Source organism: Streptomyces sp. NBC_00663 (assembly GCF_036226885.1).
Taxonomy (GTDB): domain Bacteria; phylum Actinomycetota; class Actinomycetes; order Streptomycetales; family Streptomycetaceae; genus Streptomyces.
This window is the reverse complement of record NZ_CP109027.1, coordinates 3,310,030-3,322,939: the sequence shown is the minus strand read 5'-3', so window position 1 is coordinate 3,322,939 and position 12,910 is coordinate 3,310,030. Positions and strand designations below refer to the sequence as shown.

The following is a 12,910-nucleotide window of genomic DNA, read 5'->3' as shown; positions in this document are numbered from 1 at the left end:
CATGCTCCGCTGACACACGGGGGTGTCAGGGTGCACATGCGGGGGCGCACAGTCTGCCGGAAGCGCCGCTCCAGGGCGAGGGATTCCCGTGGTGGCCAGCGCGTCACGTTGTCGGTGGGGTGGGGCAGGATGGGGCGGATGAGCGACGAGAGCCTTGCGCGGGACGTCCCGCCGGACGCCCTCCCGGAGTACGCCGAGCGCGTCCTTGAGGTGGCCGATCTCATCCCGCCCGGGCGCGTCATGACGTACGGCGACGTGGCCGAGTGGTTGGAGGAGGGCGGCCCGCGTCAGGTCGGCCGGGTCATGGCGCTCTACGGAGGCGCCGTCCCGTGGTGGCGTGTGGTCCGCTCGGACGGCGTGCTGCTGCCGGGCCACGAACTGCGGGCCCTCGATCACTACCGGACCGAGGGCACGCCCCTGAAGACGGCGAGCAGAGCCGCCGAGGGCCACATCCCGCGCCTGGACATGAAACGGGCGCGGTGGGACGGCGGCGAACGCGCGGAGGGTCACACCTGACAGCTTCCGCCATCGGACGGGCCCTGGGGGAGCCTGTGATCCGTACGGGGGAACAGGGGCACGTCCGTGGCATGGCGTACGTTCGAGGGGCAGGGGACGTACGTGTCGCGAGTGCCGCGCGTGCTCCGAGGGAAGAAGCGGAAGCCCTGCTTCCGATCCGTTCGTCGGCGTAGCGTCGGCTGCACACGCCCCCCTCACCCCGCGATCACCGCCCTGCACGTACGGCGGACAGCCAACCAGCACACCCACCAGGACCGGCGAACCACGTGAGCTCCTCTTCCTCCACCAGGCGCCTGGCGCACCCCCAGGTGCGCCAGGGGAACCGTGGCGCTTACCGACTGGTCCGTACCCCGCCGGCCCGACTGGATCCCCCTCCTCTGGACGCCGCACAGCGCTCCGTGGTTGAGCACAAGGGCGGCCCGTTGCTCGTCCTCGCAGGTCCGGGCACCGGCAAGACCACCACCCTCGTCGAGTCCGTGGCCGCGCGAATCGCCCGTGGCGGCGACCCCGCGCGCGTACTCGTGCTGACGTTCAGCCGCAAGGCGGCCGTGGAACTGCGTGACCGCATGGCCCTGCGCACAGGAGCCGGTCGGGCACCGCAGGCGACCACCTTCCACTCGTTCTGCTACGCCCTGGTCCGCGCCCACCAGGACAGCGACCTGTTCGTGGAGCCGCTACGACTGCTGTCCGGCCCCGAGCAGGACGTCACCGTCCGCGAACTGCTGGCGGGCCAGCCCGACCTGGAGCGGCTCGGCCTCGCGCACGTGCGCTGGCCGGACGAACTGCGGGCCTGTCTGACCACCCGAGGCTTCGCCGACGAGGTCCGCGCGGTGCTCGCCCGCAGCCGCGAACTGGGCCTGGACCCGGGCGCCCTGGACGCCTTCGCCCGCCGGATCGGCCGCCCCGACTGGCGTGCCGCCGCGGCCTTCCTCGCCGAGTACCTCGACGTCCTCGACCTTCAGGGCGTCCTCGACTACGCCGAGCTCGTGCACCGCGCGGTGCTCCTCGCCCACAGCCCGGATACCGCCGGGCGGCTCGCCGCGCAGTACGACGCCGTCTACGTCGACGAGTACCAGGACACCGACCCGGCCCAGGTGAGACTCCTGCACGCCCTCGCCGGCGGCGGACGCACCCTCGTCGCGTTCGGCGACCCCGACCAGTCGATCTACACCTTCCGGGGCGCCGACGTGAACGGCATCCTGGACTTCCCGCAGGACTTCCCCCGCGCGGACGGCCGCCCGGCGCCCGTCGAGGTCCTGCGCACCTCCCGCCGCTCCGGCGCCGGACTGCTGACCGCGACCCGGCTGCTCACCCAGCGCATGCCGCTGACCCGGCTGCCCGCGGAGAAGGTCCGCGCCCACCGCGAACTCACACCGGTCAGGGAAGGCGGACGCGTCGACGTCTTCACGTACCCGACGCCCGGTACGGAACTGGACAACGTCGCCGACATCCTGCGCCGGGCCCACCTGGAGGACGGCGTGCCCTGGGGCGAGATGGCCGTCCTGGTGCGCGCCGGGTCGCGCACCATCCCCACGGTGCGCCGGGCGCTCTCGTCTGCGGGCGTACCCCTGGACATCGACGGCGACGACCTGCCGCTGCGGCACGAACCGGCGGTGGCCCCCCTGCTGACCGCACTGCGGGCGGTGGCGACGGCGGAGGCCTCGGCGGGGAGCGGGGAGGAGGGCGCGGGCGCCGCCTCTGAAGCGGGGGCCGCCTCTGAAGAAGCACACATCCCGACCCCCGACCCCTGCTGGCTCGACACCGAGACCGCCCTGACCCTCCTCACCTCCCCCCTCGCCGGCATGGACGCCGCGGACCTGCGTCGTCTCGGCCGTGCCCTGCGCGACGAGGAGCGGGCCGCGGGCAACGCCCTGCCGCCGCCCTCGGACGAGCTGCTCGCGCGGGCGCTCGCGGAGCCCGAGCGGCTGGCCGTGCACGACCCCGCGTACGCGCGAGGCGCCCAACGCCTGGGCGCGCTGCTGCGCAAGGCCCGCGCGCGCCTCGCGGGCGGCGGCAGCGCCGAGGAGGCGCTGTGGGACCTGTGGAACGGCACACCGTGGCCCGGCCGCCTCGAACGGGCCGCCCGGCGCGGCGGCGCGGCCGGCCGCAACGCCGACCGCGACCTGGACGCCGTGTGCGCGCTGTTCGCCACCGCCGCCCGCGCGGAAGAGCGCAGCGGTGGCCGGGGCGCCCTCAACTTCCTGGAGGAGATCGACGCCGAGGACATCGCCGCCGACACCCTCACGCGGCGTGCCGTACGCCCCGACGCCGTCCGTCTGATGACCGCGCACCGCTCCAAGGGCCTGGAGTGGCGTCTGGTCGTCGTCGCCGGCGTCCAGGAGGGCCTGTGGCCCGACCTGCGCCGCCGCGGCTCCCTCCTGGAGGCCGACCGCATCGGCCGCGACGGCCTCGCCGAACCGCTCACCTCCGGGGCGCTGCTGGCCGAGGAACGCCGCCTGTTCTACGTCGCCGCCACACGCGCGCGTGAGCGCCTCGTCGTCACGGCGGTGAAGGCCCCGGCCGACGACGGCGACCAGCCCTCACGCTTCCTGACCGAGCTCGGCGTCGAGCCCAAGGACGTCACCGGCCGCCCGCGCCGCCCCCTGTCCGTCGCCGCGCTCGTCGCCGAACTCCGCGCCACGAGCGTCGACCCGCGCGTGTCGGACGGCCTGAGGGAGGCCGCCGCCCGCCGTCTGGCCCGGCTCGCCGCCCTCACCGACGAGGACGGCCGCCCACTCGTCCCCTCCGCCCACCCCTACCGCTGGTGGGGCATGTTCGAGCCGACCGAGTCCAAGGTGCCGCTGCGCGACCGCGACCAGCCCGTCGTGCTCTCCGGCAGCGCCCTCGACCAGCTCGCCAACACCTGCGCCCTCCAGTGGTTCCTGGGCCGCGAGGTGAAGGCCGACGCGCCCGCGACGGTCGCCCAGGGCTTCGGCAACGTCGTGCACGTCCTCGCCGACGAGGTCGCCTCCGGACACACCCCGGCCGACCTCGCCGTCCTCATGGAGCGCCTCGACTCCGTGTGGAACGCCCTCGCCTTCGACGCGCCGTGGAAGTCGGCACAGGAGAAGGAGAACGCGCGCGTGGCGCTCGAACGCTTCCTGAAGTGGCACGTCATGGACCGCACCGGCCGCACCCCGGTCGCCAGCGAGCACGACTTCGACGTCACCCTCGAAGCAGGCGACTACGAGGTGCGCATCCGCGGCCAGATGGACCGCGTCGAGGCGGACGGCGAGGGCCGCGCCTACGTCGTCGACTTCAAGACCGGCAAACAGGCACCGACCGCGCGCGAAGTGGAGCACCACCCACAGCTCGCCGTCTACCAGCTCGCCGTCCGCGAGGGCGCCGTCGACGAGGCCTTCGACGGCGTACGCCCCGAGCCGGGCGGCGCCGAACTCGTCCAGCTGCGCCAGGGCGCCGCCAAGCGGGACGGCGGCGAGACCCTGCCCAAGGTGCAGGCACAGGAACCGCTGGAAGGGGAGTGGGTCGGCGACCTGCTCGCCACGGCCGCCGGCAAGGTCCTCGACGAGCGGTTCACCCCGACCACCGGCCAGCACTGCACCCACTGCGCCTTCCAGGCGTCGTGCAGCGCCCGACCCGAGGGACGCCAGGTGGTGGAGTGAGCCCACCCGACAGCGAGCCACCAGTGTGATCGGTTGCACCACACGTGCTGACCTGCGCTTCTCTCGAATCGGCGGGCGATTCGTCCTCGACTGTCAGTGGCCGCCGCTAGCCTCTCCGACATGCCCGCCCGTATCACCGATCCCGATCAGCTCAAGGAGCTCCTCGGTATCCCCTTCACCCCGGAGCAGACGGCCTGCATCATCGCGCCGCCCGCCCCGCAGGTGATCGTGGCCGGAGCGGGCTCCGGCAAGACGACGGTGATGGCGGCCCGCGTGGTCTGGCTGGTCGGCACCGGCCAGGTCGCCCCCGAGCAGGTCCTCGGCCTGACGTTCACCAACAAGGCCGCCGGCGAACTCGCCGAGCGCGTCCGCAAGGCGCTGATCAAGGCGGGCGTCACCGACCCCGACGTCATCGACCCGGACAACCCGCCGGGCGAGCCCGTCATCTCGACGTACCACGCGTTCGCTGGCCGTCTGCTCACCGACCACGGCCTGCGCATCGGCCTCGAACCGACCTCCCGCCTCCTCGCCGACGCCACCCGCTACCAGCTCGCCGCGCGCGTGCTGCGCGAAGCCCCCGGCCCCTACCCGGCGCTCACCCGCTCCTTCCCGGACCTCGTCGGCGACCTCCTCACCCTCGACGCCGAACTCGCCGAACACCTCGTACGACCGGAGACCCTGCGGGCGTACGACGCCGAGCTGCTGCTCGCCCTTCAGGGCGCCAAGCTCACCAACGCGGACCTGCGCAAGGTTCCCGAAGCGGCCGCCGCCCGCCGTGAACTGGCCGAGCTGGTGGGCCGCTACCGGGCCGCGAAACGCGAGCGGGACCTGCTCGACTTCGGCGACCAGATCGCCCTGTCCGCCGAACTGGCCCAGATCCCCGAGGTGGGCCGCGTCCTGCGCGAGGAGTTCCGGGTCGTCCTGCTCGACGAGTACCAGGACACCTCGGTCGCCCAGCGCATCCTCCTCGCGGGCCTCTTCGGGGGCGGCACCGGCCACCCCGTGACCGCGGTCGGCGACCCCTGCCAGGCGATCTACGGCTGGCGCGGCGCCTCCGTCGCCAACCTCGACGACTTCCCCGAGCACTTCGCCCACGCCGACGGCAGCCAGGCCACCCGCCAGGCGCTCAGCGAGAACCGTCGCAGCGGCGGCCGCCTCCTCGACCTCGCCAACGGCCTCGCCGAGCCGCTGCGGGCCATGCACGCGGGCGTGGAGGCCCTGCGCCCGGCGCCCGGTGCCGAACGCGACGGCGTGGTGCGCTGTGCCCTGCTGCGCACCCACGCCGAGGAGATCGACTGGATCGCCGACTCGGTCGCCCACCTCGTGAACACGGGCAAGGCGCCCGGCGAGATCGCCGTCCTGTGCCGTACGGCGACCGACTTCGCCGAGATCCAGGGCGCGTTGGTCGCCAGGGACGTCCCCGTCGAGGTCGTCGGCCTCTCCGGGCTGCTGCACCTGCCCGAGGTCGCCGACCTCGTCGCCGTCTGCGAAGTCCTCCAGGACCCCGGCGCCAACGCCTCCCTCGTCCGTCTGCTGACCGGCCCACGCTGGCGCATCGGCCCGCGCGACCTCGCCCTCCTGGGTCGCCGCGCCCGCCTGCTGGTCTCCCACGCGCGCGTGGACGCGGGCGACGACCGGGACCGCCGGCTCGCGGAGGCCGTCGAGGGGGTCGACCCGTCCGAGGTGATATCGCTCGCGGACGCCCTGGACACGTTCGTGGAGCTGCCGTTCGCCACCGAGCGCGAGGACGACGGCCTGCCGTTCTCGCCGGACGCGCGCGTGCGGTTCGCACGGCTGGCCACCGAACTGCGCGACCTGCGCCGCTCGCTCTCGGATCCGCTGATGGACGTGCTGCACCGCGTCCTCGCGGTCACCGGCCTGGAAGTGGAGCTGTCGGCGTCCCCGCACGCCCTGGCCGCCCGCCGTCGCGAGACCCTGTCCAACTTCCTGGACGTCGCCGCCTCCTTCGCCGCGGGCGACGGAGAGGCCACCCTGCTGGCCTTCCTCGGCTTCCTGCGCACCGCCGCCCAGTACGAGAAGGGCCTCGACAACGCCCTCCCCGGCGGCGAGAACACCGTCAAGGTGCTCACCGCGCACAGGTCCAAGGGCCTGGAATGGGACGTCGTCGCCGTCCCCGGCCTGGTCACCGGCACCTTCCCCAGCACCCAGGGCCGCGAGAAGTGGACCGCCCAGGGCAAGGTGCTGCCGCACGAACTGCGCGGCGACGCCGCCACCCTGCCCGACGTCGACGCCTGGGACTCGCGAGCCCTGAAGGCCTTCCAGGAGGCCATGAAGGACCACCAGCACACCGAGGAACTCCGCCTCGGCTACGTCACCTTCACCCGCCCCCGCTCTCTGCTCCTGGGCTCGGGCCACTGGTGGGGCCCCGCCCAGAAGAAGCCCCGCGGCCCCTCCGACTTCCTCCAGGCCCTCCACGACCACTGCGCGGCCGGACACGGCGAGATCGAGGCATGGGCCGAGGAGCCCGCCGAGGACGAGGAGAACCCGGCCCTGCACCGGGCCACCGACGACCAGGTGTGGCCGCTGCCCCTGGACGACACGTCCCTGGCCCGCCGCCGCGCCGCCGCCGAGACGGTCCTGGCCCACCTGGAGCGCCTCGCCTCCCGCGCGGACGCCCACGACCCGGACGAGTACGAGGACCCCGACTGGCCGCCCCCGCCCGAGGACGACGAAGGCTCCTACGACGAGGCTCCCTACGAGGAGGAGACCTCCTCCGAGGACGATCCGGACGACTGGGACTCCTGGACCACGGACCGTCCCTCGGTCCCGCACCAGGCGACCGCCCCGGAACCCCAGGCACAGGCCCCCCAGGCGCTCCCGCACCCCACGGACCCCGCCCCTTACACCCCGGAACCCGCCCCCTTCACCCCGGAGGAAGCCCGCACCCTCGCCTCCTGGGACCGCGACCTCGACGCCCTCACCGGCGAGCTCCTGCGCGCCCGGCAGGCCGTCACCGACGTACCCCTGCCCGCCACGCTCACCGTCTCCCAGCTGATGCGGCTGGCCGAGGACCCGGACGGGTTCGCGCAGGAACTCGCGCGCCCCATGCCGCTCCCCCCGCAACCGTCCGCGCGTCGGGGCACCCGGTTCCACGCCTGGGTGGAAGCCCGCTTCGAAGAGCTGACGCTGCCCATGCTCGACCCGGAGGAGCTGCCCGGCAGCGAGGCCGACATCGCCGACGAACGCGACCTGGAGGCCCTCAAGGAGGCGTTCGAACGCACCGAGTACGCCCACCGCACGCCGTACCGCGTGGAGGCCCCGTTCCAGCTCGCCATCGCCGGCCGGGTGGTCCGGGGGCGTATCGACGCGGTCTACCGGCAGGACGACGGCGAGACGACGTCGTACGAGATCGTCGACTGGAAGACCAGCCGCGACGGTACGTCCGACCCCCTGCAACTCGCCCTCTACCGGCTCGGCTGGGCCGAGCAGCAGGGAGTGCCGCTGGAGTCGGTCACGGCCGCGTTCGTGTTCGTGCGCACCGGCGAGGTCGTACGGCCGGACGGTCTGCCCGGGCGCAGAACGCTCGAGCGATTGCTTCTGGAGGGGTCCTCCGCGCAAGCAAACTGTGAGGAACCGCCCACCGAGGATGTCGGTGCGGGCCGATAGGCTCGTGACCATGAGCCTGACCCCGGACAGCGCCGTCCGTACGTACATCGAGCAGCACCGCACCGCCTTCCTCGACGACCTCGCCGAGTGGCTGCGCATCCCCTCCGTGTCGGCCCAGCCCGACCACGCGCCCGACGTACGCCGCAGCGCCGACTGGCTCGCCGCCAAACTCACCGAGACCGGCTTCCCGACCACCGAGGTCTGGCCGACCCCGGGCGCCCCCGCCGTCTTCGCGGAGTGGCCCTCCGACGTCCCCGGCGCGCCCACGGTCCTGGTCTACGGTCACCACGACGTACAGCCCGCAGCCCTGGCGGACGGCTGGGACAGTGAGCCCTTCGAACCCGTCGTCCGCGACAACCGCCTCTACGCGCGCGGGGCGGCCGATGACAAGGGCCAGGTGTTCTTCCACACACTCGGCGTCCGCGCCCACCTCGCCGCCACCGGCCGCACGGCCCCGGCCGTCAACCTCAAGCTGCTCATCGAGGGCGAGGAGGAGTCCGGTTCGCCGCACTTCCGCGCCCTCGTCGAGGAGCGCGCGGAGCGCCTCGCCGCGGACGCCGTGATCGTCTCCGACACCGGCATGTGGTCCGAGGACACCCCCACCGTCTGCACCGGCATGCGGGGCCTCGCCGAGTGCGAGATCCAGCTCTACGGCCCCGACCAGGACATCCACTCCGGCTCCTTCGGCGGTGCCGTACCCAACCCCGCGACCGCCGTGGCCCGCCTGGTCGCCGCGCTGCACGACGAGCACGCACGCGTGGCCGTCCCCGGCTTCTACGACGGCATCGTCGAACTCACCGACCGGGAGCGCGCCCTCCTCGCCGAACTGCCGTTCGACGAGGAGCAGTGGCTGCGCACCGCCAAGTCGTACGCCACCCAGGGCGAGGCCGGGCACACCACCCTGGAGCGCATCTGGGCCCGCCCCACCGCCGAGGTCAACGGCATCGGGGGCGGCTACCAGGGAGCCGGCAGCAAGACCGTCATCCCGTCCTCCGCCATGGTGAAGCTGTCCTTCCGGCTCGTCGCCGGACAGGAACCCGACCACGTCGAGAAGGTCGTCCGCGCGTGGGCCGTCGCCCAGGTGCCCGCCGGGATCCGCTGCGAGATCACGTTCAGCGGCGGCACGCGTCCGTGTCTGACCCCGCTGGACCACCCGGCCGTGCAGTCCGTCGTCCGCGCCATGGGCCGCGCCTTCGAGAAGCCTGTCCGCTTCACCCGCGAGGGAGGCTCGGGGCCCGCCGCCGACCTCCAGGAGGTCCTGGGCGCGCCCGTGCTCTTCCTCGGCATCTCCGTCCCGTCCGACGGCTGGCACGCGCCCAACGAGAAGGTCGAACTGGATCTCCTCCTCAAGGGCGTCGAGACCACCGCGTACCTGTGGGGCGACCTGGCGGAGCAATGGCGCCATGTGCCCTGAACCCCGACCGTCCCGCCGAACCGCCCGCCGAACCGCCCGCAGAAACAATCCGTTCCACCGGGGGAGTTGGAAGCACCCGTGACCACCTGGACCGACCACACCGCCGACCGACCCATCTCGCTCACCGCCCCCAGCGGCATCGACCGGGCCGCCCACCACCGGCTCGACGAGGCCTGGCTCGCGGCGGCCTGGAGCCACCCCACGACCCGATGCTTCGTGGTCTCCGGCGGTCAGGTCCTCATCGACGAGACGCCCGACGGCCGTACCGAACTCCTCATGACGCCCGCCTTCGAGGCTCCGCTCACGGAGGCGCACCGCTACTTCCTCGGCATCGACGAGGACGGCGTCCGCTACTTCGCCCTCCAGAAGGATTCCCTGCCCGGCCGTATCGACCAGTCCGCCCGCCCGGCGGGCCTGCGGGAAGCGGGTCTGCTGCTGTCGCCGCGCGAGGCGGGCCTCATGGTCCACGCCGTCGGCCTGGAGAACTGGCAGCGCACCCACCGCTTCTGCTCCCGCTGCGGCGAGCGCACCGTCATCGCCGCCGCCGGGCACATCCGCCGCTGCCAGGCCTGCGGAGCCGAGCACTACCCGCGCACCGACCCGGCCGTGATCATGGCCGTCACCGACGAGGACGACCGCATCCTGCTCGGCCGCCAGGTCCACTGGCCCGAGGGCCGCTTCTCGACGCTCGCCGGTTTCGTCGAGCCCGGCGAGTCCATCGAGCAGGCCGTGCGCCGGGAGGTCTTCGAGGAGGCCGGCATCACCGTCGGCCAGGTCGAGTACGTCGCCAGCCAGCCCTGGCCGTTCCCGTCCAGCCTCATGCTCGGCTTCCTGGCCCGCTCCACCTCCACCGAGATCAACGTCGACGGCGACGAGATCAGCGAGGCCCGCTGGTTCTCCCGCGACGAGCTGGGCGCCGCCTTCGACTCCGGCGAGGTCCTGCCGCCGTACGGCATCTCGATCGCGGCCCGTCTGATCGAGCTCTGGTACGGCAAGCCGCTGCCGACGCGCAGCGTCTGAGCATGCGAAGGGGCCGCTCCCAGCGAGGGGAGCGGCCCCGAAGCGCCGTACGTCGGCTCAGGCGGCGATCTTCTGCTTCACCTGGGCCAGCGACGGGTTCGTGAGCGTCGAACCATCGGCGAACAGCACGGTCGGAACCGTCTGGTTTCCGCCGTTCGCCTTCTCCACGAACGCGGCGGACGCCGGGTCCTGCTCGATGTTGATCTCGGTGTACGCGATGCCTTCGCGGTCCATCTGCTTCTTCAGCCGCTGGCAGTAACCGCACCACGTGGTGCTGTACATCGTCACAGTGCCCTGCATGTCTCGCGCGCTCCTCTGGTGGCTCGGGGGAAGAGGTCGTCCGGTGGGGAAACGTACGCGAGCGGGTCACCATTCCCACCCGGGGTATCCCCGCACGTGACGCCTGCCGCATTAGTACGACCGCGAGCCCCTGCCTGTGGACAACCGGCACAGCCGTCTCCGCCGACCTGGCAGCATGGCGGTGTGACAGCAGCAACGCACTCCCCCCTCTTCCCGCAGGTACCGGACTCGGCCGACGCGGTGCTCGAAGGGCTCGACCCCGAGCAGCGCGAGGTGGCCACCGCCCTGCACGGCCCGGTGTGCGTGCTGGCCGGGGCCGGGACCGGCAAGACCCGGGCGATCACCCACCGCATCGCCTACGGTGTGCGCGCCGGCATTCTCCAGCCCTCCAGCGTGCTGGCCGTCACCTTCACCAACCGCGCCGCCGGCGAGATGCGCGGCCGGCTCCGTCAGCTCGGCGCGGCCGGGGTCCAGGCCCGAACCTTCCACTCGGCCGCCCTGCGTCAGCTCCAGTACTTCTGGCCGAAAGCCGTCGGTGGCTCCATGCCCCGGCTCGTCGACCGCAAGATCCAGCTCGTCGCCGACGCCGCCGCCGCCTGTCGCATCCGCCTCGACCGCGGCGAGCTGCGGGACGTCACCGGTGAGATCGAGTGGTCCAAGGTCACCCAGACCGTCCCCGGCGACTACGCCCTCGCCGCCGCCAAGGCCGGCCGTGAGGCCCCCCGCAACCCGGCCGAGATCGCCCAGCTCTACGCCGCCTACGAAGACCTCAAGCGGGACCGCGCGGTCATCGACTTCGAGGACGTCCTGCTGCTGACGGTGGCCGTCCTCCAGGACCGGCATGACATCGCCGACCAGGTCCGCGCCCAGTACCAGCACTTCGTCGTCGACGAGTACCAGGACGTCAGCCCCCTCCAGCAGCGGCTGCTGGAGCTCTGGCTCGGAGACCGCGACAGCCTGTGTGTGGTCGGCGACGCCAGCCAGACGATCTACTCGTTCACAGGAGCAACTCCCGACCACCTTCTCGACTTCCGCACCCGCCACCCCGGCGCCACCGTCGTGAAGCTGGTCCGCGACTACCGCTCCACCCCCCAGGTCGTCCATCTCGCCAACGGCCTGCTCTCCCAGGCCAGCGGTCGCGCCGCCGACCACCGTCTGGAGCTGGTCTCCCAGCGCGCCCCCGGCCCCGAGCCCGTCTACAGCGAGCACACCGACGAGCCCGCCGAGGCCGAGGCCGCAGCCCGCCGCATCCGCGAACTGCTGGCTGCCGGCGTCCAGGCCGCCGAGATCGCCGTGCTGTTCCGTACGAACGCCCAGTCCGAGACCTACGAGCAGGCGCTCGCCGACGCCGGCGTCCCCTACCAGCTGCGGGGCGCCGAGCGGTTCTTCGACCGCCCCGAAGTGCGCAGAGCCATCGTCAACCTGCGCGGCGCGGCCCGTTTCGGCGGCAACGACTCACGGCTGGACGACGCCCCCGACCTGCCCTCCCAGGTGCGGGCCGTCCTCTCCGGCGAGGGCTGGACCTCGCAGCCCCCGGCGGGCTCCGGCGCGGTCAGGGAACGCTGGGAGTCGCTCGCCGCACTGGTGAACCTCGCCCAGGACTTCACCGCCGCCCAGCCCGACGCCACCCTCGCCGACCTCGTGGCCGAGCTCGACGAGCGGGCGAACGCCCAGCACGCCCCGACCGTCCAGGGCGTCACCCTCGCCTCCCTGCACTCGGCCAAGGGCCTGGAGTGGGATGTCGTCTTCCTGGTCGGCGTCGCCGAGGGCATGATGCCGATCACCTACGCAAAGACGGACGAGCAGATCGAGGAGGAGCGCCGTCTCCTCTACGTCGGTGTCACCCGCGCCCGCGAACACCTCCATGTGTCCTGGGCCCTCTCCCGCTCGCCCGGCGGCCGTCCCAACCGCCGCCCCAGCCGCTTTCTCGACGGACTGCGCCCCGGCTCGGCCACGGCCGTGGGGCGGACCGGCGGCGGAGGCCCCGGAGGCGTCGAACGGGGCTTCACGAGCAGTACGGCGGCCGATGTGGTGCCGCGCCGGATCCAGCGCACCCCGGCCCGCTGCCGGGTCTGCGGCCGCACACTCACCGACGCCGGCGAGATGAAGCTGATGCGCTGCGAGGACTGCCCCTCCGACATGGACGAAGGGCTCTACGAGCGGTTGCGCGAGTGGCGGGGGACCCAGGCCCGGCTCAGCGGTCAGCCGGACTTCTGTGTCTTCACGGACCGGACGCTGATGGCCATCGCCGAGACGGAGCCGAGCAGTCCGGTCGAGCTGTCACGCATTCCCGGAGTCCTCAAGCGCAAGCTCGACCGCTACGGAGCCGACGTTCTGGCCATCTGCGCAGGCCAGGACCCCGGGGCGGAAGAAGTTGGGGACTGACGCGAACTCGTCGAAAAAATAGTTT

At 72.9% G+C, this 12,910-nt stretch carries 7 protein-coding genes; 6 read left to right on the top strand and 1 reads right to left on the bottom strand.

Annotation, left to right across the window (positions count from 1 at the left end; all coding sequences use genetic code 11):
* The first annotated feature begins 138 nt into the window (after positions 1–138).
* The 5 genes from OG866_RS14910 (at position 139) to nudC (ending at position 10,200) form a co-directional block, all read left to right on the top strand.
* Positions 139–516, top strand: a complete 378-nt coding sequence (locus OG866_RS14910) for an MGMT family protein (protein ID WP_329334974.1) — start codon at positions 139–141, stop codon at positions 514–516.
* Between the two features lie 266 nt (positions 517–782).
* Complete coding sequence (locus tag OG866_RS14905; protein ID WP_329334973.1) at positions 783–4,139, top strand: ATP-dependent helicase; 3,357 nt, start codon at positions 783–785, stop codon at positions 4,137–4,139.
* Positions 4,140–4,259: 120 nt separating this feature from the next.
* Complete coding sequence (locus tag OG866_RS14900) at positions 4,260–7,766, top strand: UvrD-helicase domain-containing protein (RefSeq protein WP_329334972.1); 3,507 nt, start codon at positions 4,260–4,262, stop codon at positions 7,764–7,766.
* A 10-nt stretch (positions 7,767–7,776) separates the two neighbouring features.
* Complete coding sequence (locus OG866_RS14895; protein ID WP_329334970.1) at positions 7,777–9,180, top strand: dipeptidase; 1,404 nt, start codon at positions 7,777–7,779, stop codon at positions 9,178–9,180.
* Between the two features lie 78 nt (positions 9,181–9,258).
* The gene (gene nudC / locus OG866_RS14890) at positions 9,259–10,200 is read left to right on the top strand and encodes an NAD(+) diphosphatase (protein WP_329334968.1); all 942 of its coding nucleotides are present in this window, start codon (positions 9,259–9,261) and stop codon (positions 10,198–10,200) included.
* A gap of 57 nt (positions 10,201–10,257) precedes the next feature.
* Here the strand turns inward: nudC and OG866_RS14885 are convergent, their stop codons facing one another.
* On the bottom strand, positions 10,258–10,500 hold the full coding sequence (locus OG866_RS14885; protein WP_307026129.1) for a mycoredoxin: 243 nt from the start codon (positions 10,498–10,500) through the stop codon (positions 10,258–10,260).
* Positions 10,501–10,683: 183 nt separating this feature from the next.
* On the opposite strand from OG866_RS14885, the gene OG866_RS14880 reads away from it, so the two are divergent.
* The gene (locus OG866_RS14880) at positions 10,684–12,885 is read left to right on the top strand and encodes an ATP-dependent DNA helicase UvrD2 (RefSeq protein WP_329334965.1); all 2,202 of its coding nucleotides are present in this window, start codon (positions 10,684–10,686) and stop codon (positions 12,883–12,885) included.
* Positions 12,886–12,910: the final 25 nt, after the last annotated feature.